Origin of the sequence: Brevibacillus panacihumi W25, from assembly GCF_000503775.1 — a bacterium.
In the GTDB taxonomy this organism is placed as follows: domain Bacteria; phylum Bacillota; class Bacilli; order Brevibacillales; family Brevibacillaceae; genus Brevibacillus; species Brevibacillus panacihumi_A.
In genome coordinates this window covers 149,667-175,065 of sequence record NZ_KI629785.1, presented here as the reverse complement: position 1 = coordinate 175,065, position 25,399 = coordinate 149,667, and the positions used below count along the sequence as shown (strand labels likewise).

At 50.6% G+C, this 25,399-nt stretch carries 27 protein-coding genes; 19 read left to right on the top strand and 8 right to left on the bottom strand.

All coding sequences use genetic code 11. The annotated features are described in order from the left end of the window. Positions 1-56: 56 nt before the first annotated feature. Positions 57-1,142, bottom strand: a complete 1,086-nt coding sequence (locus tag T458_RS41725) for a phosphodiester glycosidase family protein (RefSeq protein WP_031305810.1) — start codon at positions 1,140-1,142, stop codon at positions 57-59. A 129-nt stretch (positions 1,143-1,271) separates the two neighbouring features. Here T458_RS41725 and T458_RS57215 point away from each other — a divergent pair, with 129 nt between their 5' ends. The 6 genes from T458_RS57215 to T458_RS41705 all read left to right on the top strand — a co-directional run bounded on the left by T458_RS57215 (position 1,272) and on the right by T458_RS41705 (position 5,868). Continuing rightward, positions 1,272-1,415: a hypothetical protein gene (locus T458_RS57215; protein ID WP_023557017.1), complete on the top strand. Its 144-nt coding sequence runs from the start codon at positions 1,272-1,274 to the stop codon at positions 1,413-1,415. 114 nt (positions 1,416-1,529) lie between these two features. After that, positions 1,530-2,798, top strand: coding sequence for a DEAD/DEAH box helicase (locus tag T458_RS41720; RefSeq protein ID WP_023557016.1), 1,269 nt, complete (start codon positions 1,530-1,532; stop codon positions 2,796-2,798). A 58-nt stretch (positions 2,799-2,856) separates the two neighbouring features. Continuing rightward, entirely contained in the window at positions 2,857-3,012 is a 156-nt protein-coding gene (locus tag T458_RS57210) for a hypothetical protein (RefSeq protein WP_023557015.1), read from the top strand. 142 nt (positions 3,013-3,154) lie between these two features. Then, positions 3,155-4,291: a DUF3900 domain-containing protein gene (locus T458_RS41715; RefSeq protein ID WP_084568034.1), complete on the top strand. Its 1,137-nt coding sequence runs from the start codon at positions 3,155-3,157 to the stop codon at positions 4,289-4,291. Between the two features lie 20 nt (positions 4,292-4,311). Further along, positions 4,312-4,914, top strand: coding sequence for a DUF1444 family protein (locus T458_RS41710; RefSeq protein WP_023557013.1), 603 nt, complete (start codon positions 4,312-4,314; stop codon positions 4,912-4,914). Positions 4,915-4,941: 27 nt separating this feature from the next. Further along, entirely contained in the window at positions 4,942-5,868 is a 927-nt protein-coding gene (locus T458_RS41705; protein WP_023557012.1) for a hypothetical protein, read from the top strand. Here T458_RS41705 and T458_RS41700 read toward each other — a convergent pair. Together T458_RS41700 and T458_RS57205 are read right to left on the bottom strand one after the other, a co-directional pair. Next, positions 5,835-6,896: a DUF2515 family protein gene (locus T458_RS41700; RefSeq protein ID WP_031305807.1), complete on the bottom strand. Its 1,062-nt coding sequence runs from the start codon at positions 6,894-6,896 to the stop codon at positions 5,835-5,837. The genes T458_RS41705 and T458_RS41700 overlap by 34 nt on opposite strands. A gap of 89 nt (positions 6,897-6,985) precedes the next feature. Next, positions 6,986-7,126, bottom strand: a complete 141-nt coding sequence (locus T458_RS57205) for a hypothetical protein (RefSeq protein WP_023557010.1) — start codon at positions 7,124-7,126, stop codon at positions 6,986-6,988. A 100-nt stretch (positions 7,127-7,226) separates the two neighbouring features. Here T458_RS57205 and T458_RS0128875 point away from each other — a divergent pair, with 100 nt between their 5' ends. Continuing rightward, the gene (locus T458_RS0128875; protein ID WP_031305805.1) at positions 7,227-7,553 is read left to right on the top strand and encodes an iron-sulfur cluster biosynthesis family protein; all 327 of its coding nucleotides are present in this window, start codon (positions 7,227-7,229) and stop codon (positions 7,551-7,553) included. A gap of 6 nt (positions 7,554-7,559) precedes the next feature. Here the strand turns inward: T458_RS0128875 and T458_RS41695 are convergent, their stop codons facing one another. From T458_RS41695 to T458_RS41680, 4 genes are all read right to left on the bottom strand, one after another. Then, on the bottom strand, positions 7,560-8,009 hold the full coding sequence (locus T458_RS41695; RefSeq protein WP_023557009.1) for a DUF441 domain-containing protein: 450 nt from the start codon (positions 8,007-8,009) through the stop codon (positions 7,560-7,562). A gap of 129 nt (positions 8,010-8,138) precedes the next feature. Beyond that, positions 8,139-8,447: a YfhH family protein gene (locus T458_RS41690; protein ID WP_023557008.1), complete on the bottom strand. Its 309-nt coding sequence runs from the start codon at positions 8,445-8,447 to the stop codon at positions 8,139-8,141. 385 nt (positions 8,448-8,832) lie between these two features. After that, the gene (locus T458_RS41685) at positions 8,833-9,459 is read right to left on the bottom strand and encodes a cell wall hydrolase (protein WP_023557007.1); all 627 of its coding nucleotides are present in this window, start codon (positions 9,457-9,459) and stop codon (positions 8,833-8,835) included. 191 nt (positions 9,460-9,650) lie between these two features. Continuing rightward, positions 9,651-10,346: a peptidylprolyl isomerase gene (locus T458_RS41680; RefSeq protein ID WP_023557006.1), complete on the bottom strand. Its 696-nt coding sequence runs from the start codon at positions 10,344-10,346 to the stop codon at positions 9,651-9,653. Between the two features lie 143 nt (positions 10,347-10,489). Between T458_RS41680 and T458_RS41675 the strand changes: the two genes are divergently transcribed. The 5 genes from T458_RS41675 to T458_RS41660 all read left to right on the top strand — a co-directional run bounded on the left by T458_RS41675 (position 10,490) and on the right by T458_RS41660 (position 14,501). Next, positions 10,490-11,638 carry a trans-sulfuration enzyme family protein gene (locus T458_RS41675; protein WP_023557005.1) on the top strand — a complete coding sequence of 383 codons (1,149 nt, stop codon included), beginning with the start codon at positions 10,490-10,492 and terminating at the stop codon, positions 11,636-11,638. A 125-nt stretch (positions 11,639-11,763) separates the two neighbouring features. Continuing rightward, positions 11,764-12,321, top strand: a complete 558-nt coding sequence (locus T458_RS41670) for an RNA polymerase sigma factor (RefSeq protein ID WP_023557004.1) — start codon at positions 11,764-11,766, stop codon at positions 12,319-12,321. Between the two features lie 71 nt (positions 12,322-12,392). After that, a complete protein-coding gene (locus T458_RS56070) occupies positions 12,393-12,563 on the top strand; it encodes a hypothetical protein (protein WP_023557003.1) in 171 nt (56 codons plus the stop codon). 139 nt (positions 12,564-12,702) lie between these two features. Next, complete coding sequence (locus T458_RS41665) at positions 12,703-14,112, top strand: PAS domain S-box protein (protein ID WP_023557002.1); 1,410 nt, start codon at positions 12,703-12,705, stop codon at positions 14,110-14,112. Between the two features lie 83 nt (positions 14,113-14,195). Next, positions 14,196-14,501, top strand: a complete 306-nt coding sequence (locus T458_RS41660) for a DUF1292 domain-containing protein (RefSeq protein WP_023557001.1) — start codon at positions 14,196-14,198, stop codon at positions 14,499-14,501. A 53-nt stretch (positions 14,502-14,554) separates the two neighbouring features. On the opposite strand, the gene T458_RS41655 is transcribed toward T458_RS41660, so the two are convergent. Then, a complete protein-coding gene (locus T458_RS41655) occupies positions 14,555-14,932 on the bottom strand; it encodes a YflT domain-containing protein (RefSeq protein WP_023557000.1) in 378 nt (125 codons plus the stop codon). A 175-nt stretch (positions 14,933-15,107) separates the two neighbouring features. On the opposite strand from T458_RS41655, the gene T458_RS41650 reads away from it, so the two are divergent. The 7 genes from T458_RS41650 to T458_RS41620 all read left to right on the top strand — a co-directional run bounded on the left by T458_RS41650 (position 15,108) and on the right by T458_RS41620 (position 25,065). Next, positions 15,108-15,971: a hypothetical protein gene (locus T458_RS41650; protein WP_023556999.1), complete on the top strand. Its 864-nt coding sequence runs from the start codon at positions 15,108-15,110 to the stop codon at positions 15,969-15,971. 42 nt (positions 15,972-16,013) lie between these two features. Continuing rightward, the gene (locus tag T458_RS41645) at positions 16,014-17,147 is read left to right on the top strand and encodes an Rv1355c family protein (protein ID WP_031305803.1); all 1,134 of its coding nucleotides are present in this window, start codon (positions 16,014-16,016) and stop codon (positions 17,145-17,147) included. A 306-nt stretch (positions 17,148-17,453) separates the two neighbouring features. Beyond that, positions 17,454-19,454: a DNA gyrase/topoisomerase IV subunit B gene (locus tag T458_RS41640; RefSeq protein WP_023556997.1), complete on the top strand. Its 2,001-nt coding sequence runs from the start codon at positions 17,454-17,456 to the stop codon at positions 19,452-19,454. A gap of 2 nt (positions 19,455-19,456) precedes the next feature. Continuing rightward, positions 19,457-21,985 (top strand): DNA topoisomerase IV subunit A, encoded by a 2,529-nt coding sequence (parC, locus tag T458_RS41635; RefSeq protein WP_023556996.1) that lies wholly within the window; start codon positions 19,457-19,459, stop codon positions 21,983-21,985. Positions 21,986-21,992: 7 nt separating this feature from the next. Continuing rightward, positions 21,993-22,319 carry a hypothetical protein gene (locus T458_RS41630; protein WP_023556995.1) on the top strand — a complete coding sequence of 109 codons (327 nt, stop codon included), beginning with the start codon at positions 21,993-21,995 and terminating at the stop codon, positions 22,317-22,319. Positions 22,320-22,377: 58 nt separating this feature from the next. After that, positions 22,378-22,581 carry a hypothetical protein gene (locus tag T458_RS41625; protein WP_023556994.1) on the top strand — a complete coding sequence of 68 codons (204 nt, stop codon included), beginning with the start codon at positions 22,378-22,380 and terminating at the stop codon, positions 22,579-22,581. Positions 22,582-22,689: 108 nt separating this feature from the next. After that, positions 22,690-25,065 (top strand): AAA family ATPase, encoded by a 2,376-nt coding sequence (locus tag T458_RS41620; protein ID WP_023556993.1) that lies wholly within the window; start codon positions 22,690-22,692, stop codon positions 25,063-25,065. Positions 25,066-25,399: the final 334 nt, after the last annotated feature.

Here is a 25,399-nt window from a genome sequence, read left to right as displayed (position 1 = left end):
CATGAAGAAAACAGGCAGCCCGGGTATCTCTCGGGACTGCCTGTTTTGCATTTGTTTTATTCAGCGCTCTCAGGCATCACGGCCCATGCGTTGGGCAAATACCGCCCGCGATGATAAGGGGAAGAGGTACTGGTGATTGCCTCTCCGTTATACAGCATCATCGAGCTGGAACCGCCATCCATCGCCATCGCGGTCACGACGCCGCGCTGCTCCAAAAGCTCGGCCATGTCATTCATGCTGGCGCCGATGGAGTGACTGGGCTGGCGGCCGTCGATAACTGCGAAAACAATCGTTCCGTCTTCTTTCTGTCCGATCGCGGTGCGCGGTTGAATGCCCCAGCTTTTAGCAGGCTTGTCTGCGAAGAGATTCTTGCCGTTTACGATCAACTGTGGACGGAAGCTCATGGCATCCCGAACACCCATTTTGACCAGTTGTTCGGCACTGTAGCTGCCTGTCACCAGCTTTCCATCGTATGTGATGCCAAGGGCGGTCTCTCCTGATCTGGGATTGTAGCCCTGCAGGATTTTCCCATCCTTGATCACGACTCCGTAGGCAGTAGCGCCTTTTCCGTATCCGTCTGGATCATGGAATCCGCTCGCATTGACGATCCCAAGTGCATTGGTTTTTTTCGCGAACTCGTCCAGCAGATCCCCACGGTCCTTGCGGTTGGTCACCAGAAGATGAACCCGATTGGGATCGCTGATGTACATGATTTTGCCTCTGAAAAAATAACTGCCCTTGGATACGTATATATCTTCGATTTCGATCAACTCACGCGGTTTTTCCGGTTCAGGCATTGGCACAGGCAAGGGTCCGTAAATGACGTCGGTTTGCGGATCTGGTTCCGACTCCGGAACCGAATTGATCACCTCTGGATTCGTAATTTGCTGTTTCAGAGCCTGCAGCTTTTCTTCAGGTAAAAAAGTGTACGGAGCCCAGTAATCATGCTGCGTGGTCAGCAAGGTACCGGCAGCCCATTCGCGAAGTTCTACCCCTGTCTTGGTTCCAAATAGAAAAAGAAGTCCCAAAAAGGCCAAAGTGGTAAAACAGAGGGTAGAAACAAGAAAAAAACGCTTCACCCAACGCAGGGGTCTACGCCGAGCGGCTTTTTTGCGCGTACGGGTCCGCGATAAGGTATGAATCGTGTCACTCATGTCATTCCTACTTTCTCGGATAACTTTCTACTACATTAGGACGAAAAATCGGGTAAAAAGTTACAAGGAATGAAGAAAAGTGGCTGCCGGGAAAGCTAAAGGCAGGAGGTGAGGCTTGTGCGAGGATACGACGAAGAATTTCAGAAGGAAGTAGAGGAGTACCAAAATAGTGATAAAGGGACCCGGAATCAGACAACAAGCCGGGATCGACACGACCTGCAGGAAAAGCAGGAGACCCGTATGGATTCCAATAACGGATAGGGTTGAACGGGCGAGGTCCTAAAAGGATTTCGCCTTGTTGCGTGACCTCTGTTTTCTCCGGGCAAAGTGTGGTAAGCTTACCCAATGCAAGATTTTCATGCCAGGAGGGTTCTTGTGAGTACCACGTTTGCTGATTTACATGTTGCTGCACCACTTCTCGAACGTTTGCGTGAACAAAATATGGAGACGCCGACCCCTGTGCAAGCAGAGGCGATTCCTGTCATATGGGAAGGAAAAGACGCCTTGGTCGAATCGCCGACCGGAACAGGCAAAACCTATGCCTATCTGCTGCCGATTCTGTCCAAGGCAGATATCGATAAAAAGGATGTACAGGCCATTGTATTGGCTCCGACGCATGAGTTGGTCATGCAGATCGCCCGAGTGGCTGAGGGATTGCTCCCTGGGCAAGATACGGCTGTTCTCCCACTGATCGGGGGCGTGGATGTAAAGCGCCAGATCGAGAAGTTGAAGAAAAAACCGATGCTTATCGTAGCCACGCCAGGCAGGCTGCTGGAATTGATTGATCAGCGCAAAGTCAAGCTGCATGAAGTCAAAACGGTTGTAGTCGACGAGGCTGACCGTATGCTGGATGCAGGCTTCGGCAAACCTGTATTCGATGTGATGAAGCGGACCTTGCGCGACACCCAGCGGCTGTTTTTCTCTGCGACGATTCCGGAAGCGATCATCGACCAGGCCTCGGCGGTCACCAAAGACGAGGTTGTCATCCGCGCTTCGGCACCTGAGGGAGCACAAGGAGTCGCCCATCTGTATCTGCTGACCGATCCGCGTAAAAAGGTGGATACCTTGCGCCGACTGCTGCGTCTCGTGAATGTGCGTTCGTCGATTGTATTCGTCAATCAGATTGACAAGGTGGATGAAATCGTCTCCAAACTGAATTACCATCACCTCCCATGCCGTTTGCTGCATCGGGAGGCCACGAAGGAGGATCGGGCGCGCACGATCCAACAATTTCGTGATGGCGTATTTCCCGTTCTGATTACGACAGATGTCTCTGCAAGAGGGATCGATATTCCCGGTGTGGAGTGCGTCGTTCACTACGACCCGGCCCCTGACGCAGATACGTATGTGCACCGCAGCGGGCGTACAGGGCGCATGGGACGGGCTGGACTGGTTTTTTCCGTGATCACTTCCCAGGAGCTGTTTATCATCCGCAAATTTGCCAAACAGACGGGCTTGAGCATTACAGAAAAAATCATGGCGCACGGAGCGTTGCAAGATCCGAAAGAAAGTCGTGGCGGCAAGCCTGCAGAGAAACAAACGGAAACGCGGCAAAAACCAGCAAAAACAGGAAAGTCGAAGCCTGCTGTCTCCAAAGCGGGAGCAGGAACGAAAAACGGAAAAATCGGCAAGCCGCGTACATAGAAAGCGCATCAATGGAACAAAGTAGAACAGACATTACTCTTGTCTGTTGGAGGGAACCATGCGCAAAGATCGTTTGCATGAAGAAGACTTGCTGGTAAACGGTCCTGTCGGCGGCGAGGTGTTGACGAAGCAGGAGCGTCAGACGCTTCGTAGCGAAGCCAATGAACGCAAGGACATGATGGAGAAGGCCAAACAGGAGCCGATCTCGGAGTAGCTATTTGGTAAAAAGCGGAGCGATGCGGTGAATCAATCACGGCAGACGCGCTCCGCTCTTTTCTTTGTCTGAAAAAGCCTGACCGCATGCGCGCCTTTTGATATAATCATTTCGTTGCAGTAAAGACAGGAGCGAAATGATGATGAAATTTCATATAGATTGGTTGTCCTTTTATTTGATCGAGCAGCCGGAGAGTGAGGACTCTCCCAAACTGGTGAGAATGACGAGGCATCTGAATCCCGATGAGTACGAGAAGAGCGAACTTCGCGACTTTTTGGACGGTGAATTTGCCCGTATCGCCAAGAGAAAAGTGGAAGAAAATCCGCGCAGCGACGGCACCCCGACGAAACTGGGGCGATTCGTCCTCGAGCCGGGCCATCCGCTTGATTCCAACCCCAACTACGCGCTGCTTTCGCGGTTAGTCCAGGCAGACACGTCAGCAGAGAGCAAAGAGCCTTGCCAGGAGCTGGTTCAGTCGTATTTGCGCACCTCGCAGGTGAGGGGAGGCGTGCTGATCATCGTGCGGACGCGTCTGGAGCTGCTGGACGAACGGTACGTGTTTATCCTCAAATGCGATTTTGAACAAAAAACAGCCGTCATTACCGACGAAAAAAGTCTGATTGCCAATGTGCAAATGGCCATCAACGCGAAAAACATGAAATCGATCATGTATCCGTATATGATTGAATCAGGGATGAATGACCCCTATCATGTAAAGATTCATCAGTTTTCTCACGCTCGTTACTTTGAGGAATTTCTGCGTTTCATCGAATACCCGCAATCGGTTCCGCAGTTGGTCTCCGAAGAAGTGATCTCCCTGGCGAGACAGCATATTGCCTTCACCTATCCGGAAGAGACGGAAGAACGGCTGCGCGAGGAAGAAGCCATCGAACTGATCGCGGCAAGTCCCAAGCGAGAGCTGGCGGAAAAATGGGAGCATGAGACGGTGATGGAAGCCATGCAGATCATTACGGATCGCCAGCCCGAAGTAGAACTGAAATTCAAGCTGGATCACATGACGATTCGCACCTTGCTCGCAGATTATGGATCGAGTCTGCATATTGCCAAGGTAAACGGTCGTTATCTGGTGCTGCTGGAGGGAGAAATGCTGCAGTTCGAGCGAGGGGTCTCTCCAGTGGAATTTGTCAAACCCAAGGAATTGGCAGAGATTGTGCGGGAGATTGAATCCCGGGGGAGCCGGACTGGCGGAGGGCAGACGATTCCTGCTGTTCCCGCATCCGAACAGGTTGGGGATACGGACAAGCCGCCTTGGGAGTAAGAAAGGAGGATGGCAGCGAAATGAGCGAAGCGAAGGACCCTAGCAGCAAACAAAAGAGGAGCCCCGTGACAGTAAGTGGGCAACAAAACCGTGTCTACCCCGTTATACGCCATGCAAGCCTGGTACAAAAGCAGCCGAAGCGCTGGGTGTCCAAGCCGCATACGGCCGATACCGCTATTCTGTACGCGTTGGATATGGACAAGGGCTATCTGCTGATCGAGCCTCACATGCTGACGGAAGCCGGATGGACCCCGGAGGAATTGCATCACCACGCGATGGAAAATCTGAAGAAACTACCTTTTTCTGTAAAAAGCCAATCGGTGGGGGATAACCTCATCCATTTTATCAGCCCGACGGATGGCTACGCGGCGAGCCGGATCTTGCTGGACGATCTGCTGCGCGATTTTGACGCGAAAAAAACGGGAGATTCCCTGGGGGTCTCGATCCCACACCAGGATGTTCTCATTGTCGCCGATATGGTTGGGGAGACAGGAGCCCATCTGTTAGCCAGGCTGACGTATGATTTTGCTTCAAAGGGAGAGGTCCCGATCTCTTTATTGCCGTTCTACTGGGAAGATGGAGAGCTGACGCCTTTTCTCGTCGTTTCCCATGATGGGAAGTAAAAGGGGCAGGATGAAAGGCGGGAGGTCATGAAGCGTTTTTTAATCGGTCAGTACGGTGGTTTTGATTGGCAGAAATATGAGCGGGATTTCAAAACCGGCTTTTATGGCATCGAAGCCTGCCTGTTTGCTGACGAGGCAGGAATTCGCACATTGGTGAAGGAAGCACAAACCAACAATTTTGCCATCGGGATTCACTACCCGCTGCGGGCGAAGCAGGGGATACTTCGTGACGCTCTCTTCATGGATTTGGATGAGCAGGCCAGACAGCAAGCTTATGCAGAGATTGCGCTAGAGCTGGAATACCTGCGGTCGGTGAAGCCCTCCTACGTTTTGTTCCACTATCCCAAGCCGGTCATTCTGGATAACAGGGTCAAGTGGGACAGATGGCGCTTCGCGGATCAACGGGATTACGTCTATGAGAGCGACTATCCCCTGGAGGCATTTATCGAGAAAAGCGAGGAGCTGTTTTCCTGGCTGTCCAGGCAGAGCGAGGCTTTTCACTTCACTCCCGTGCTTGAATTCGATGCCTGCAATCGCTATGTGTATGACACGACGATTGTGGAAAAGCTGCTGCAAAAGTATCCGCGCATACGCCTTTGTCTGGATACGGGAAGACTGTACGTCCAGGAGCGAATCGACCCGTATTTTGATGCCCGAAAAGTACTGAAGAAGTTCGCCAAATATGCGGAAACGATTCACCTTTGGACGATGCAGGTCCAGGGAGAAGAGATGAAGCACAACCACTATCCCGCCCTGCCGCAATGCCTGCCGGAAGAGGGCTGGGCTCCTATCGAGAGCTACCTCAACATCATCCGGGATGAAAATCCGCACGTAAAAATCGTCTTTGAGCATCGCTCCGAGCTGATTCGCGATGAAGAGCTGGAGCGATGCTACCAATGGGTGGAGCGGATCTTGTTCGGTCAGGAAAAAAGCGAGACGATCTTGACTCCATAATCGATCCACTGGAGCGCCCGTGCGTACTCTTCCGTGGCAATGCTCGGCAGTTCGATCGGTTCGTCGACTACGGAGAGCCAACGCGGATCGCGATACCAGTCGACTCCGTCCGCCGGATCGTGCGAGGTATCCGGCCAAGCCTTGTGCAAAAAAGGACTGTATAGTTTGGGAGCTCCTTCCCGCAGTGAATCCTTGTGCAGCCGAAGCGAGTAGGCATTGTTGTCAGATAGCGAAGCCTCTCGTTGTGCTAGCTCGACCGGAGTAAACAGATGCGGCCAATAATCCGCCCTGGAGCCGGTATGTGGAATGCGAAAGGCAAATTCCCGGATGGAATCGAGCCTTTTTTTGTCTTCGTACAACAGCTTGTACAAGGCTTTGCCAATCGCAATGCGCTGGTTGATCTCGGGAAAATCATGCACGTTCATCCCGACAAGCTGAAATCGGCGATCGGTCGGATGCGCTTTATAGGGAAAAAGAGTCTGGTTTAGGGAAAGCTGAGACTGGGCGAAAAAGGCGAGCGTGGAGAAGATTCGATGATACGTGAAGGATTTTCGAACCACACGTTGTTCGATATATTGCTGCTCATTGACGATTAAGGCCCGTGTCAGTCGTGCACTGTCCCCAGACGTCAAAAAGTCCTGCCAGAAGCCTTGCATAAAAGAGGATACATGCAAGGAAGGGAGCAGGTTGGTCAAATCTCTTCCACTTCGTTTCATTTCCGCATAGAGCAGAAGCTGGGCGTACGCATCGTGAAAGATCAGCCAATTGCATCGTTCCAAAAACCAAAAGTAGGCGTTGCGGGAAGCGGGATCCATGATCCGGGGGAGCCACTCTCCCTGCAGGTCTGTCATATTCCAGCCGCCATTTCGCGAGACGAGATGAGCCAGCAAAGCCCAGTGAACCTCCTCGTGCTCGCGGTAAAACTGAAGGTAGGCTTGTGTTCGGGTCACGTTGTTGCGATTAGCCAAAGCGGTTTGCCGTCTGATCTCGGCTGCCAGTGCTTGTCCATCGAGAGTGGTTACAGACATGATCGTGAAGTCGCACCTCGCCATCTGTAGTCAGGTTAATCGGTCAGGGTGAAAAAAAGCAGGTCCTGGTAATGACCCGCCTTTCTATATTAACCAATCATCTCGAGTACAAGTAAGCGAACCAGTAGTTTTTCCTTTGCCTCTTCCCACGTGTTTCCAAAGATTACGACCTGTTCCGATTGGTATTCGGTTTCGGCGATGTAGATGCCGTCTTGTTCGTAGATATGCATAGAAAATCGTCCTTTCTGTTGCCTTTCAAGCATTGTATGCGAAGAAGAAACAGTTGATGCATCCGATTTTTAAAATGTGTTTGAGAAAGGGGAGTAAAAGATGGAACTAACAGTGACAACGGAAGCCATGGAGCGCTTGCGGACTACACCCAAAGCGTTAGAAAAGACGATCCGAATCAATGGGGAGCTGGTGGGTGGCTGCGGCATGAATGTGGAATATTTCCTCTGGTGGGACGAGGTATTGCCAGATGATCTTCTCCTGCATGTCGGTTCCTTTACGTTCGTGATGGACAAAGAAACCCTTGACTACATCGGCTCCACTCAACTAAAAGTGGATTACCGACCGCAGCAAGGGTTTCGTTTGGTTACCCCCGAGCAGATTCTCGCCTACGGCTTGCAGGTGAAAGAGCGCTGGGGTGTATCATAGACAGAATCATTTTGGGAAAAATTGCAAAACAAAAGCCAGTATTCCGGCAGCTACGAGGGGACCTACAGGTATACCTCGGAAAAAAGTGACCCCGATGATCGTCCCGAAGAGCAATCCGGTGACGATGAGAGGATTGGCGGTCATAAGGGATGTTCCTTTGCCGGCAAGATAAGCCACGACGATGCCAACAACGACGGCCAGGATCGATTGCCAATGCGTGAAGAGGTCCAGGAAGCTCTCCGGCTTCATTTTGCCGCTTGCCAGCGGTGAAAGCACACCGATTGTTAAAATGATGATGCCGATTTGCAATCCGTACTGTTCGAGAATGGGAAAGGCTTTTTCCAAATTCAACAATCTGCACAGGAGCAGGACGGCGACAGCAATGGACACGGTTGTGTTATTTCCTACCACCCCGAATGCGAGCAGGACAAGTAGGACGAGATTGATGAGATCCATGGACAAAAAGCCTGCTTTCTGTTTTTTTATAGTATATCCATTCGCTCCCCTGCCTTGAAGGAAAAGGGCGGAAGGATATCCGAACCAAAAAACCGGCCCGCAGTTGGGTCGGTTGCTTTTTTCGAAGGGCTAGTGCCATTCTTCCAGCATGCCTACAGGGAAACCGGTCTGTTCGTCGGAATCGGGGAAGCGCCCCCAGGCGAACACGCCGTTAAAATAATCAATGGTAAAGGGCTGGTCATGGTCAGCAACGCTGTATGTACCCCCAATTCGGAATTCGTCCGTTCCCAGGTAATACGATTTAGCCATGAAATACTTTTGCTGGATGATGGCGAACTGGGACTCGTCGCCTGCCTTTTTCTTCTCTGCCGCTTGTTGGCGGAGGAGTTCCATTTCCTCCTGCAGCTCTGCCAGGGTCATTTGACTGTAAAGACGCAATGTATAAACCTCCCTTCCACAGCTTATATTGTAGCAAAAGACAAGGGAAAAGGCGACGGATTGCCAAACGCGCCGTCGATGGCGGATGTCTGCAGCAAAAAAAGTGGCCTTCCTGTTAGGAAGGCCAGAGTCAATTGGGGGCGATTGAGAAAAAATCTGATGCGATGACAATGGTTTTGCTCTCACCCAAAACCAATGCGAATCGAGACCTCATCACCGTATGCATACACAGAATGCGAGCATCTACTCATGCATACGGTAATGATTCATGTTGGCCGAAACCAGACATCAAACGTTTTCTCAATGCGTTGAAAAAGAGCTTATGGTGAAATCATAACAGAGAAAAGTAAAACATGCATTAAAATAAAATAAAGTATTGTTAAATTTATTTAGCAAATATATGGTTGGCAATTCTCACCGTTTGGGTGCGAGACCAAATCCATTCCGATGTGGCCGTATTCGGATTGAAGAAATACAGAGAGCCATTGGTAGGGTCTGCACCTGCTACCGCCTCACGCGCAGCCTTTCGTGTACTCTCATTCGCTTTGAACGGCAATTTTCCGCCTCGTACAGGAGAGAATGCACGCGGAGCGAAAATAACCTCCTGAACCGTGTCAGGAAATTGAGGGGATGATACCCGATTCAGTACAACAGCGGCAATTGCCACTTGTCCCTCGTACGGTTCTCCCCGGCCTTCCGCATAGACCAACCGGGCAAGCAGTTCCATTTCACGCTCCGTAATTCTGGCATGCCCATGTGGATTCACTGTACGTGTACGGGAATCTCCGCGGCTGACCTGGACAGCTTTTCGCTCTGATTGGGAGGCGTGAAGAGTCGTAGAATTGGTTTTGGGTGTTTTCAAAGAATCCATAGTAGCTGGATCACTAGGTCCTGCCAAAGACAAGGCCTTCGGTGCTTGTGCACTTGTCGGTGTAACAAACAGGCATAAGAGCAATAAACCAATACTGTTGATATAGAAGAAAAAGCGCATCTGCGCCTCGCGTGGAAACATCTAGGAACCACTCCTTTTCGCTTTTTGCTTATACATGCGGAAGCGAATCGGGTCATTGGCAAGTGTAGTGGGAAAAAAGAATCGGCGCAAGAGGTAATTGGTTCCAAAGAACTATTTACAAGTAATTTACATCCTTATTTGACAAAAAAAGAAAAACACCACAGGTAAGTGGTGTTTTTCTTTGGCATACCTTATTTCTCAATGATGGTGATAGTCTTGATTGTAACAGGTTGTTCCGGAGCGCTTTTCTCGCCTTGCGAGTTCGGTTTTACGGGAACAGCAGCGATTTTTTGGACGACATCAAGGCCTTCCGTTACTTTTCCGAAGATTGTGTAGTTAGGTGAGAACTCAAGTCCTTCTACATCCTTGCCAGAACCGATGAAGAACTGGCTGCCGTTGGTGTTGGCGCCGGCATTTGCCATTGCGACAACCCCGACTTCGTACTTGTGGCCGTTATTCAACTCATCCTCGAAGTTGTACCCCGGACCGCCGATCCCTGTTCCGAGAGGATCTCCTGTCTGGATCATGAAGTCCTTCAGGACGCGGTGGAACGTCAGGTTGTCGTAGAACTTGTCTTTCGCCAGAAAAACGAAGTTATTGACTGTGATAGGAGCGTCCTTTTCATACAGGTCGATGGTAAAGTCCCCCATGCTAGTCGAAATCGTTGCTTGGTAGTCTTTATTTTTGTCAATTTGCATTTCTGGCGCTTTGTCGTACTTTTTCTCACCTGTCGGTCCTGGCGGCTGAGCCGGCTCCTTGGACACAGGTTCCTTCGCAATCGGAGCAGGTGGAGGGGTAGGTTGGCCCTCTTCACTACTGCTGGAGCAGCCTGTTACCAGGGCAATTGCCGTCACACATGCGAGAATAGCAGGAAACAGTCTTTTCATCTCATGCACCTTCCTTTTGCCTTTTTGCTATGAGGGAGCTACGGTTTTGAATTATAGCAAATCTATTTTAAAAATGCCAATCATCTATTTTCCTGTTTTGATTTCGTGATATGATGTAAGGAAAAGTGACAGGGGTGAAAGACATGAGTGAAAGATTCGAGACGAAGACGGTACATATCGGACATCAGCCATTGCGACACGCTCAAAGCAAAACGACTCCGATCTACCAAACCTCTGTTTTCGCTTTCAACGGCCTGGAGGAAGTCGAACAGTATTATGCCGGCGAGGGCGAGTATTTGTATACACGCAACGGCAATCCCAATCCGACCGAGCTGGCTGATGCGATTGCAAAGCTTGAGGCAGCAGAAGAAGGAGTAAGTACAGCATCTGGCATGGGAGCAATCATGGCGGGACTTTTGGCCGTCCTGAATCCAGGCGATCACATGCTGGCTTCCCATGAGATTTACGGGGGAACCTACGCTTTGATGAGCAAGGAGCTCTCGCGCATGGGAATCGAGCTGGAATGCATCAATCTGAACGAGCAGACATCGCTTGAACCTTTTATTCGTCCCAACACGAGGATGTTTTTCCTGGAAACCATCACGAATCCGCTGTTGCGCGTCGTGGATATGCCGTTTTGGATCAAACAGGCCAAACAATTCGGCTTGACCGTTATGGTGGATAATACGTTTGCGACGCCGTATCTTGTCCAGCCCTTTGCATTCGGTGCGGATGTCGTCGTGCATAGCGCCACCAAATACATCGGGGGTCATAGCGACGTTACATCCGGAGTGCTTGTCGGCAGAAAAGACCTTGTCAGCAGGGCTAGGGAAATCGTCGTCAATTACGGTGCATCCCTCAGTCCGTTTGAGGCTTGGCTGACTGCTCGCGGCCTCAAAACACTGGCATTGCGTATGGAGCGGCAATGCGACAATGCAAGTCAGGTAGCCGCTTTTTTAAGAGCGCATCCAGCCGTGTCTACCGTTTATTACCCGAGCGTGGCGGACACCCGTTTCTTTACCCGAAACAAACAAGGGGCGATGGTTTCATTCTGCCTGCAGGATGAAAGCAAGATCTATTCCTTTTACCGCAATCTGGATTGGATTCCGTTTGCCCCTTCACTGGCCGGAGTCGAAACCTCTGTCTCTCATCCAGTAACAACCTCGCACAGGGCGTTTTCCGAGGAACAGCGCCAAGCTACGGGGATTACGATGGGATTGGTCCGTCTGTCAGTAGGAATTGAAGCGGCAGAAGACATCATCGCAGAATTGGGTAAGGCGCTGAAAAAATAAAGATTAATTATTTTTTGTAAAATCTTGTTACTTTTTCCGCTCTCGTTCGTAGAACCAAGTTATAGTAGAAATGGGAGATTTCTCATGCTTGGCGAGATGAAATTTGGGAGTTGGAAGAAACCATGATGGGAACTGCAATACAAACTACTGCCCGCCCATCGGCAACCGCTAGCTTGGTCTCGGATTATTACGAAGCCCGTTCATTTTGTGAACTGTACGACGCGTTTTTCAACCGGATCAATCACTATCTGCTTTCCCGTGTCCGAAATCCGTGGGATGCTGATGATCTGACGACGGTCGTCTTTATGAAAGCGTGGGAAAAGTTCGGGCAATACAGCCGGACGTATCCGTTTGCCTCCTGGATTTTTCGCATCGCTCATAACACGTACATCGATTATCTTCGCAAAAAAAGGGATATTCCCGTCGATCTGGAGGATTGGCTGGACGTTGAAACAGATGAGACCTGGCAGCCGGAACAGCAGGTTTTGACGAGCGAGGAGATGAGCTGTCTGCGTGAACGGATCGACTTGTTATCCTGCAGTCAAAAAGATGTTCTTCTCTTGCGCTATTACGCTGGGCTTAAAATCAGTCAGGTTGCCGATGTATTGGGAAAAACAGAATCAAGCGTGAAAATGATATCACACCGCGGCCTGCGCAGACTAAAAACGATGTACGAAAGGTGAAGTCCAGCTAGGAAGTCGCGGCTTGATCGTGTAAAATGGGGAAAGTGCGTGTACAAGGGAGGTTTTCAGTCGTGAATGATCAAGAGGTACAGATCATTGATTTTGAAGAAATGCTGCGCTTCATCGAGAGCAGACTTGCTTCGGCAGGCCAGTATGTAAAGCGTGATGCGATCATCGCCATCCTGCAGGCGGAAGAGGCATTTCTGCTGGAAAAAGGAGTCCTGCAAGAGTATAACGAGTAGTGACACGAGACAATCTGCCTGAGGCGGGTTGTTTTTTTGTATGTCCAGGTTTTGGATATTTAATTGCAAAAAGAGGAAATTTATCCAGAATGGTGAATATTGTCCGTAATCTTTTATCGGGTAATGAGGTGCATGATCTTTGCAAACGCGCACAATCGGACTCAGTGAGGTTCCTATTGCGGAAGAATTGTTAAGGACAGTGGAGAATATGCATAATCAAATCTTTAAGTATTCCCGTGATGCAGAAGGACAGTATGTCGTAACCTTGTCCGTGGGCAAGATTGCCAGCGAGTTCGGATTAGAAGGGGACCGGATTGAAGACATTCTGCTGGAGGATGCAACGAGGCTCATGCCATTGTTTGAAAAGGCATACAATGGACAAGTTGTCGAATACGAATCGGAACGAGACGGCAGAGTCTTTCACACGATTCTTTCGCCCGTCCACATTGACGGAAAGGTCCGTGAAGTGATAGGGTCCTGCACGGAGATCACGGAGAGAAAGCAGATCGAGCAGCAATTGCTGGAAGCGCAGGAGCTTTACAGCAGTCTTGTAGAAGACACCCTGATAGGCGTGTACATCGCGTTTGTCGAGCAGGAGGGATTTGTCTACGTCAATCCTCGCTTGGCCGATATGTTCGGCTATACGCAGGAAGAAATGGTCACGATGACGGCGGCAGAGCTGGCAGTCCCCGAAGGAAGAGAAACGATAAGAGAGCATCAGAGGCTGCGGATGGATGGAGACCGCAGGAATTTGCATTACCCGTTTCGCGGTTTGTGCAAGGATGGGAGAGTCATCGATGTGGAAGTCTTGCAAAAAACCAGCATGTACAAGGGCAAGCCTGCAGTCATCGGCATTTTGCAGGATGTGACCGAGCGCAAGCAAGCAGAAGAAATGGTGCGCAAGTCAGAATTGCTGTCTGTGGTGGGCCAGATGGCGGCGGGAGTGGCCCATGAGATCCGCAACCCTTTGACCTCTTTGAAAGGGTTTGTCCAGCTTTTGAAGACGCATGGGGGAAAACAGGAATATTTTTCGATCATGCTCTCGGAGCTGAACCGAATCGAATTTATCATCAGCGAATTTCTTGTCCTTGCCAAGCCCCAGGCGGTCGTTCACCGCCTCTGTGAAATCAAGCCTCTGCTCGACCATATCATTGCGCTCGCCAAAACGCACGCCATCATGAATAATGTCCAGATTATTACGCAATACGAGCCGAATCTGCCGTGTATCAATGCGGAAGAAAATCAGATCAAGCAGGTATTCCTCAACCTGCTTAAAAACGCCATCGAAGCCATGCCGAATGGTGGGGAAGTCAGGGTTAGCGTCAGACGGGAAGAGACGATTGTCATCTCCTTTCAGGACCAGGGCTGCGGGATACCGGAAGACAGAATCGCCAAGCTGGGAGAGCCTTTTTATACGACAAAAGAGTCAGGGACGGGTTTGGGCCTGATGGTCAGTTTTAAAATTATCTCGCACCACGGGGGGAATATTAGTGTTGACAGCAAAGTGGGAGTGGGCACGACCTTTGAAGTAAGATTGCCAGTACCATGACCCCATTCGCCTGTTTGCGTCTACCGGAAAAAAACGGTATGATGTAGTCGAAAAGACAATTCCATCGTAAGGACGTGAACGCATTGACGGAAGAAAATAAAGACCTCCAATTGGGCGATATTTTTACTCTTGATGATGAAAATGGTGAACCGTTGGGCGATTTTGAGGTAATTGCCATGTTTGACTTGAACGGTAAAGAATATATTGCCTTGGTCGAAGCGATCGAGGATGAAGAAGAGGAAGAAGAATTGGAAGAAGAAGTGGATATCTTCGTATTCCAGCTCGATAAAGGTGAACTCGTTCCATTGGAAGAAAACGAAGAAAATGCTGTTTACGAGAAATTGAACGAGGTCTTGGAAGGCATCGAATTGATCAAAGAAGACGAATAATAGTAGGAAGTCACTGCTCGTTTCCAAGCAGTGACTTTTTTGTAGCTGCTTTTTCAATTGTGCATCTTGATGATGTTATCCTTCAAATCTCGGACGACCAGCAAGCATGTGTAGTCCGTCTCCTGCAATTCCCTCACAAGTGCCGAAGCCTCGTCTTTGGTCAACCCCAGCTTTTCCAAGCGAGTTCGCATCTCTTCTCCACCGTTGTCAAAAAAGTGAGCCTTGCTGTCAATATCCCCGACTGCACTTTCGAAATGGGTGCTGAATTTATAGAAATTGTTTCGCTGATTCGAGTGGTTCTTGTCCGGGTTCCATTTGATGACCCAGATGTCATCCTTGTGGTAGCCGGATGAATTGAGCGCCTGAATATCGGATACCAGTTCCTGGTCGTAACGATGAAATTTGACGAACGGTTTGGTAGCGCTGATCATAAAAATCCCCCTTATGTCGATCATTGCATCGTGCCTTCTTAGATTTACCCGAACCGCCCATAACATAAATGGTAAAAAATGTACAAATATGGAGGAAATGATAGGAAATTGTTGAACTTTAAAGTAAATCTGAAGAAAGATTTTCGTAAAGTACGTATCGGAGGGAATGCAAAACATGCCTTCACATTCTGTATGGACGATTGTGCATGAGCCGTATGAAGTTCCGTTTGCCACCAGTCATTGTTCTACGATCCCTTTACAAGCTTTACTGAACGTCCCCCCACCTGCCTTTCGCAACGAACAACTCCTGCATATGTACACGAGACTGACGAAACATGAAGCGCCGTTTGCTGAATCTTCCTTGGATGCGAAAGCTTATGTCTATAAGCGGGTGGGGCGTGAGGATGAGGCATTGCAGCAGACGATCAAGGACATCGTCAACTGCAGCTATAACTTTCATTACCTGCATGATCAACTCACCTACGAAGATATTGCCTCCGAAAGTGAAAAGAGGACAGAAGTTTTTATTGTTTACCAGCAAATAGGAGAGGTTATGCTGCCGTTGGTGAGTGTCAGAGTGCTGATGGATCAGGAACTGGATTGCTTCGAACTTTTTACCAGGCAGCAAGCAGATGTCCGCGCAGTGGAATTCTCCCGATTTTCCTACCACCCGCTGTTGGACGTACCAGTCGCATTGCTGGACAAGGAGATCAGGCTTTTGCTGGACTTGCACAAGCGGCATCTCTTTCGCGTCTTGCTGCGGGGAGCCTTCCGCTTTTTGAAAAGCCGCAAATACCGGACAAGCTTCGTGATTATGCCGCCGCATGTCAAACGCTATATGGTCGGATGCGGCTTCGTAATGCATGACATGCCGGAGTCGCAATTGATTGCTTCGGAGGCACATGACAAAATGCGTCGTTCCTTCAGCAAATACTGGAAACCAGATCGGCCTGTTCGGGAACAGCCAGCGGTGTATAAACTCGATTTTCGCATCAAGCCTCTGGTCAAGGAAGTAAAAGGTCAAAAAGTCGTCCTGTAAGCAAGGAAGCAAGGATGAGGGGATGAGATTGTGCAAAATTCGATGACGATACCCATTGCTCGTTCAAGAGAAGGAGAAAAACCTTATTCTTATACTCCGCTTTTTTTCCGCCTCGCGAATCGGCAGGATAAGGAGCAAATGCATGACTTGATGGAGAAAATTCCCCATCTGGAAGTGATGGACACGTATCTTAGCCAATTGGAGGAATGGGTCAAGGCGATGCAGCCCGGCCGAAGATGGACGCCGGAAGAGCTCAGCGCGGAGGTGGAGCGGCAGATCGGGGAGAAGGATGTGGCAGAGCTGGGGGTATGGGTGTACTATCCTTGGAAACAACTCCTCGTTCATCTGCTGGATGAAGAAGCATTCACTTTTGTGCGAACCAATCGCAATCGCAATAAAATCACGGCTGAAGAACAGCTTCGCCTGCGGGAACAAAAAATCGGGGTGATCGGACTTTCGGTCGGCCACTCCATCGCCATGACGCTGGCGATGGAACGAATTGCAGGAGAATTGCGCCTGGCTGATTTTGATGCGCTGGAGCTATCCAATCTGAATCGTATACGAGCAGGCGTCCACGAATTGGGCGTGCCGAAAGTGGTGATCGCTGCCAGAGCAATTGCGGAAATCGACCCATTTTTAAAGGTGATTTGCTATGAAGAGGGAATAACCGAAGAGAACATCGACGACTTTTTTTCGGAAGGCGGCAAACTGAATCTGGTACTGGACGAATGCGACAGTCTGGATGTGAAGATGCTGATTCGATTCAAAGCGAGGGAGATGGGCATTCCCGTTGTCATGGAGACAAGCGACAGGGGAATGATCGATGTCGAGCGCTTTGATTTGGAGCCGGAGCGGCCCATCTTTCATGGCCTGCTGGAAGGAATGGACATGGAGGTACTCAAAAACCTCAGCAACCAGGAGAAAATCCCGCATGTCTTGAAAATCGTAGGCTACGAGACGATGTCTTCACGGCTGAAAGAGTCGCTTCAGGAGGTGGGCTCCACAATTTTGACATGGCCGCAATTGGCGTCATCCATCATGCTGGGGGCGGCGAGCGGTACCGATGCTTGCAGAAGAATCGGATTGGGACAAACCTGCGATTCGGGAAGGTATTATGTCGATTTGGAAGAATTAGTGGGGTATAGAAAGCAGGAACAGGCAGGCCGTTCTTTTTGACCCAGCCTGACCACGAATGCTACACTATACGATGTCATTCGATATCCAATCACTATGCGTCAGCCATCTCGCTTAGGGTGAGGTGGCTTTTTGGGTCAACCACGACTGCACAGCAGCCAAGCAGGAGAAGTTCAGGGGCTGTTTAGGGAAAGGAAAAGGGATGAAGTTGAATACATTCAAACGCATACGGTACAATAGCGATTAAGTGTTCGCTTTTTTTGTCCGATATGTATAGGGTGATCTTATTCAGCAGGGGATCAGGAACGAGGCTGGCCGATAAGAAGGCTGCCTTGTCCTGGAAGTACGATGAAGTTGCAAATGGCAGAGGGGAGAGCGCGATTGAAGGAAGCAGATACACTCCAAATGACGTATACAGAAGATGATATTCAGGTCCTGGAAGGCTTGATTGCCGTCCGCAAGCGGCCTGGTATGTACATAGGTTCCACCGGAAGCAGAGGGTTGCATCACTTGCTGTGGGAAATCGTCGACAATGCCAAGGACGAAGTGCTGGCGGGAGCCAATGACAGCATTATCGTCACCCTGTACAAGGATGGCAGCATCAGTGTCGAAGACCATGGCAGGGGAATTCCGATAGGCATGCACAAAACGGGCCGTCCCGTACCTGAGGTCATTTTTACTACCTTGCATGCGGGAGGCAAATTTGGCGGCGGCGGCTACAAAAAAAGCGGCGGTTTGCATGGCGTTGGCTCCAGTGTCGTAGTAGCCTTGTCCAAATGGCTCGAGGTGGAGATCCACCGGGAAGGCAAAATTCACAAGCAGCGGTTCGAGTATGTGGTAGACGACAAGGGAGTCGAGCATGTCGGGAAGCCCGTGACTGACCTCGAAATCGTAGGCAGCACGAAGCGAACAGGGACAACCGTTCGTTTTCTCCCGGATGAAGCTGTGTTCGGCACGGTCCGCTTTGATTATGAAACGATCCGCGAACGTTTTCGCGAAACAGCCTTTCTGCTCAAAAAGCTGCGCATGGTGCTGATTGACGAACGCGGACCGGAGAAGAAGCGGGAAGAGTTCTATTTTGAAGATGGGTTGAAATCATATGTTGAGTATTTGAATGAAGGCAAGCAAACGCTGCATCCAATCGTCTATTTTGAAGGCGAGAAGGACAATGTGTATGTGGAGCTTGCTTTCCAGTACAACGACGGCTATGCGGAAACGCTGGTTTCCTATGTCAACTCGATTGTCACGACAGATGGCGGCACGCATGTAACCGGGTTTCGCAACGGGACAACCCGAATTTTCAACGAGTTTGCCCGCAAGAAGGGATACCTGAAGGAAAAAGACCCGAATTTGACAGGAAATGATTTGCGCGAAGGGTTCCTTGGCGTTTTGTCCCTGCAAATGGCGGATGTCCAGTTCGAGTCGCAGACCAAGGACAAGCTGGGGAATGAAGAAGCGCGAACCATCGTGGAGCAGGTCATATCGGAAAAACTTGGCTTTTTCCTGGAGGAGAATCCAGAGATCGGCAAGCTCTTGGTGGACAAGGCCCTGCGTTCGGCAGAAATACGCGAAGAATTGCGCAAGCAGCGCGAAGCCTTGCGCGGGGACAAAAAAGGGAAATCCGCGAAGAAGCGCAAGTCCATATCCGAGAAGTTTACGCCGCCACAGTATAAAGACCCGAAGAAAAATGAATTGTTCCTGGTCGAGGGAGATTCGGCGGGGGGCTCCGCCAAGCAAGCGCGCGACTCCGAATTCCAGGCTTTGTTCAGCTTGCGAGGCAAACCGCTCAATACGGAGAAAGCCAAGCTGTCCGAAGTGTTGGCCAATGAAGAATTCAGGACCATTCTCGAAGTTTTGGAGACGGACATCGGCGAAGAGTTTTCGATCGAGAACTGCGCTTTTGACAAAGTGATCATCATGTCTGACGCGGACGTCGACGGTTCCCACATCCAGACGCTTCTGCTCACCTTTTTCTTCCGCTACATGCGGCCGATGATCGCAGCAGGCCACCTCTACATCGCCCAGCCGCCGCTTTATCAGGTGAAAAAAGAAAGCAAGGGCAAAGGCGCCGAATCCATCTACTGCTGGAGCGATCAAGAGCTGGAGCAGGCGATCAAGCGTCTGGGACGCGGGGCAGAAGTGCAGCGCTACAAAGGTTTGGGTGAAATGAACGCAGATCAATTGTGGGAGACGACGATGGATCCGAAAACCCGCAAGCTGATCAAAGTACAGATCGAAGACCTCGCCCAGAGCGAGAAGCTCGTCACCGTCCTGATGGGCGATAAAGTGCCTCCGCGCCGCGAATGGATCGAGAGCCATGTCACCTTTGAAGTCGGGGAGGATGAATAACGATGTTGTCCAATCAAATCATCGAGCAGAGCTTTGCAGAGATCATGGGCAAGCGCTTTGGCGATTATGCCAACCTGGTCATTCTCTCCCGCGCGATCCCGGACGCCCGCGATGGGCTCAAGCCCGTGCAGCGACGCATCCTGTACGCCATGTACCAGGAAGGAAACACGAATGACAAACCGTACCGCAAATCGGCGAAAACAGTCGGTTATGTGATGGGGACCTATCACCCTCACGGCGATACGGCAATCTATGAAACCATGGTCCGCATGGCGCAGTGGTGGAAGATGCGCCAGGTGCTGATTCAGGGTCACGGCAACTTCGGAAGCCTCGATGCCGACCCTCCTGCAGCCATGCGTTATACCGAATCCCGGCTGTCTGCGCTTGCGAGTGAAATGCTGCGCGACATCGAAAAGGATACGGTCACGTTTATTCCTAACTACGACAATTCGGCACAGCAGCCTGCTGTTTTGCCTTCTCGTTTTCCCAATTTGCTGGTCAATGGCGCGGCAGGGATCGCAGTTGGGTTTGCGACAGATATACCCACACATAATTTGGGAGAAGTCATCGATGCCGCGATCGCACAGATGAAGAACCCGAATATCTCGTTGGATGAGCTGATGAAGCACGTCAAGGGTCCTGACTTTCCGACTGGCGGAATCGTCCAGGGGGTATCTGGAATCCGCAAGGCGTTTGAGACCGGACGGGGTCAGTTCATCATCCGCGGCAAGACGCATGTCGAGGAGCCGAAGGGTGGCAAGGTCAAAAAAATCGTCATTTCCGAGATTCCGTTCGAAGTTGTCAAGTCCAAGCTGGTCGCCCAAATCGATGAGCTGGTCATGGAGCGAAAAATCGAAGGGGCCTTGGCAGTGCGCGATGAAACAGGCCGAAAAGAAGCGGACAGAAAACAGGTGCGCATCGTCGTCGATATTCGCAAGGAAGCGGATGAACAGGCGATTCTCCACTATCTGTTTAAAAATACCGACCTGCAAATCTATTACAACTACAACATGAACGTCATCCATGAGGGAACGATTCGCCAGATGGGACTAAAGGCGCTTCTGGGGGCATACATCGACCATCAGAAGGAAGTCGTGACGCGCCGTTCCCAATACGATCTGGACAAAAAGCAGCACCGCGAGCATATCGTGGAAGGGCTGATCGCAGCCAAATCCATTCTGCGGCAAATCGTCGATACCATCATGGATTCCGAAGACCGTGCGGATGCCAAGAAAAATATCATGGAGAAGTACGGCTTTACCGAGATCCAGGCCGATGCGATTCTCAGCATCCAGCTCGCTTCCTTGACTCGCTTGGACATCATCAAGCTGGAAAAGGAACTGGCGACGCTGGCGAAAGAGATCGAGGAGCTGAAATCAATCCTGGCCAGCGAGAAAAAACTGATTCAAGTGATTACAGCCGAATTGAACGAAATCAAGAAGAAATACGCCGAAGAGCGCCGGACCGAGATCCAGGGCGAAATCGAGGAGATCAAAATCGATATCGCGATGCAGATCAACGCAGAGGACTGCATCGTGACCTTGACGAATGAAGGCTATATCAAGCGGACAAGCCCGCGCTCCTTCAAGTCGATGGGAGGAACGATCGAGACTTGCGGAGTCAAGGACGGGGACAGGGTGCGCCACTTTGTGGAGACGAACACCTCCCATACCGCATTGTTCTTTACCCAGGACGGCAAATATTTCGCTACACTGGTCAATTCCTTCCCGGATGACAAGTGGAAGGATATTGGATCGGCAGTGGTCAATGTCATCCCGCTGGAAAAGACGCAGCGGATCGTCGGGTTCGCCATTGTCGAAGACTTCAAGCAGCCCCTGTACGTCTACCATGTCAGCCGCAGCGGACTGATCAAGAAAACGGCCTTGGCAGATTATGAGACAAACCGCTCCAGTGCATTGGTAGCAGCCAAGCTGAAGTCGGCTGACGATGAGTTCATCACAGTTTTTGTTAGTGGCGAACAGGGCGCTCTCTTGGGAGCGACCCGGGATGGCATGGGCATACGTTTCCTCGCAGAAGAGGTAGGAGCCACAGGGCGTGCTTCCAGCGGCGTGAAAGCAATCACCTTGGCGAAGGAAGACGAGCTGATTAGCTTTATGCCAGTCGGGGCAGAGGACGAACGCGTATTTTCGCTCATTACTGCGGACGGTGTGGTCAAGCGTACGAAAATCGCTGATATTCCGCTGCAAGGACGCGCAGGAAAAGGCGTGCAATTGATTCGCAAAAGAAAGACGAGCCCTCACCAACTGCTTGCGATCAGTGTAGATGAGACCATGTACGCCTTGACCAAACAAAACGAGTGGCAACCCGTACCGGTGGATCAGGTCAGTATCAACGAGCAGGGAGGAATCGGGCGAACCGTGATCGAAGGCGGCATTGAATCGATTGCCTATGAAACGGTACTGCCTACTGATGAACCCAAGGAAAGCAATGCTTCTGATACAGCTTCCGGGAAAAAACCGGAAGAACAAATCAGCCTGTTTACAGATGAATCCGGTGAGAAAAAAGGATGAGGTTAGCATGACAGTTCCATTTGCAGCATTCACTTCCCCGCTCAACTGGCAGCAGGTATCCTTGTTGCTTGATACCGTACAGTATTTTGCGGATGCTCCGAAGTGGTTGTCCATCCCCGATGAGGAGAAAAGCAGCATACCGGTGCCCATGACGGCAGATACGTTGCGAGCTATGCTTGAGACTTTGGATGAAGAGGATGCCTTTACTCCGCAGGTGTTCACCATCAAGTGGGAACCGTCTGAAACGGAGGATTCCGGCACCTTGATCGTAGGCTTGCCGTCAGGTGAACAAATCCGCCAACCTGCGGTACTGTCCCAGTTTTCCCCGGTTTAAGCTTTTTGCTGGCTAAAAGGGATGCCTCCTGCGCACACTATGGTAGGAGGTGTCCACTGTGGAGCGCAAGATAAATGTGAATGGCAGAGAGTATTATTTTGCCACTACCTATGACGGGGATTCGCAGTACAACGTGCAGGTTCGCAGCGGCGGAAAAGTCGTGACGATGTTCAAAATTGCTGCTGAGTCGGAAGAAGATGTATTCGATGCAGCCCAAGCCCATTTTTCTGCAGATGTAGAGATGGGCAATATAAACGTATAAGAGTTGACAAGTGCGCTGCTTCCGGTCGTCGGGGGCAGCGTTTTCTTTTCATCCTGCTTGAAATATGCTACAACAGGAAAGAAGGTATGGAGCGGAAGGAGCAATGACATGGATCAGCTTCAGGAACGGGATTTGTACACCACGATCCAGCAGTGGCGAAAGGTGCTTCCCAAAACGGCAGAACTTTCGGAAGGAACCTGCATGGCAATGCTGGAAGAGATCGAACAGCGAAGATCAAAAGAACCGCAGCAATGGCTGGATCAGGCAGAAGCGGTCGTGCTGACGTGTCTTTCCTTGCTGCGTAAGAACAAAGCTGGCGGGTATCGCATGACGAGGGAATGGTTGGAGCGGGCTGTCCAGTTGGACCCGGAATACCGTGTTGCCCACGAGCTGTTGCTTCGTCAGGAGATTCTGCGTTTGCGGGAGGAACAGGCATTAAACGAAAATTTCCCGACCATCCGGGAGACCGATAATGTGGTGACACGCAGAAGAAACGTAGAAATTTTGACGCGGCTTGCTGGGGAAGCCAAGCAATTTACGGCCCGGCAGCTGGCCAATATCACTCATATCCAGGAGCTTGCACGCAAGCTGGCGGATGAGCAGACCATACAATGGGCGGCTGATTTGAACCAGCTTTTCATAGATCGCGAAGAACTTGTCGAGAAATTGCAGCTTCAGGTGGATGCTTATGCTGCCTCGTTGTCAGGCGTGTTTTTTTCCACAGAATTACTGGGACAACTGCAAGAGACCATTCGCTCCATTCAGGAGCAGAGAAACCGTTTGGAGCAGATTTGGCAGGATCTAGAGTTGCGGCAGGAAACGGAAGAAAATCCGGAGAAGACAGACTCATCGGCCCTTGAAGAATTGGAAGGATTGATCGGGCTAGACGAGATCAAGGAGCGTGTCCGCCAGCTTGCCCAGTTTTTGCAATACCGGCAAAAGCGTGAGGAAAAGGGCTGGCACATGCAGGATGATTTGCCGCTTCACCTCGTGCTGATGGGCAATCCCGGCACGGGGAAGACGACCTTGGCGCGTCTGATCGCCCGTTTGTACAAGGAACTGGGGCTGCTCGCATCCGGTCAGCTGATAGAAGTGGACCGCTCTCATCTGGTCGGCGGCTATGTCGGTCAGACGGAACAGCGGGTCATGGATGCAGTCAAACGAGCAGACGGAGGGGTTCTTTTTATCGATGAAGCATACAGTTTGAAACGTGCGGACAGCTCGGGCAGCGATTATGGACAGGCTGCGATCGACACGCTGGTAGCCGCCATGACAGGCGGAGAGTATGCCGGTCGTTTTGTCGTCATGCTGGCAGGCTATCCTGAAGAAATGCGGAATTTTTTGTACGCCAACCCCGGCTTGTACAGCCGCTTTCCGGAGACAGGCCATTTTCTGCTGCCCGATTATACGACCGATGAGCTGGTGCAGATCGCTTCCCAAGTCGCCGAGCGAAATGACTATCTCCTCACTGAGGAAGCGAGCCGCAGCTTGCGGCAGCGCATTGAAAAATCCCGGGTCGACGAGAGCTTTGGCAATGCCCGGACGGCAGCCAACCTCATTCTCGACGCGATTTTCGCCAAGGGAAAAGCGACGGCTGGCAAAGACCTGCAATGGAGCGACTTCACCGTCCTTTACCCGGAAGATATTCAGTCAGATACCTCTAGGGAGGAGACTGCTGCTGCATCCGAGCGCTTGCAAGCGTTGATCGGGCTGGAACAGGTGAAGGCCGAATTGAAGAAAATCACAGCTTTTGTTCGCGTCCAAAAAGAACGTTCAGAGAGGGGAATGAAGGCAAGCCCCGTGGAGCTGCACGCTGTTTTTACAGGCAATCCCGGGACTGGCAAGACGACAGTGGCTGCCTTGTACGCTCAAATTCTGCGGGAAATTGGTTATTTGAAGCGGGGACATCTCGTCGTAGCCAGCAGAGCGGATCTGGTGGCGGGGTATGTCGGGCAGACGGCAGCGTTGACAAAAAGGAAAATCCGGGAAGCCCTCGGGGGAGTGCTTTTTATCGATGAAGCATATGCCTTGTTCGGTACAAGTGAGCAGGACTACGGGCAAGAGGTCGTCCAGACACTAGTAGAGGAAATGACGAGACATGGCGAAAATCTGGTGGTTGTCCTCGCTGGTTACTCAGAGGAAATGAATCGCTTGTTGCTAAGCAATCCGGGGCTGGTCTCCCGTTTTAAAAAATATATCCATTTTCCGGACTATACCGTGGACCAGCTTGTGCAGATCATAGAATGGGAAGGGAAGAATGCGGGCTATCTGATCACGAACGAAACCATCGAAAAGCTGGCAGTAAGGCTCTCAGAGATCGCCGGTGAGCATGGCATCGGCGGCAATGGACGCTTCGCCCGAAATCTGGTGCAGGAAGCGATGCAAAATCAGGCGATTCGCTTGACAGAGATTCCACAAGAAGAATGGAATCCAAAGCAGCTTGCTGAATTGACGTGGGCTGATTTTCAACGCTGCTTGGACTAAATTTTTATCGTTTTGTGATGATCGTTACAGATTTTTCCCTAGACACCCACTATAATCAAAATCAAGAGGTTGCCGATGAGAGAAAAGAAAGGAGGTGTAGCTCATGTACCCAGCAAAACCAAGTATAAAAGAAATTGTCAAAGGAAGCGGTTTTGGCAAAATTTTGAAAACCAATGAACTGCTGAGAGTCAAACCAGCCATTTCTGCTAAGTAATCAGGCTGGAAAAGTCCCCGAATGAATCCCCAAAACGCCCGGATATTGGACATCGTCCTCCTCCCTCATGAGGGCACAAGCCATTTCATTGGCTGAATCATAACGATAAGAAAAGGCGTG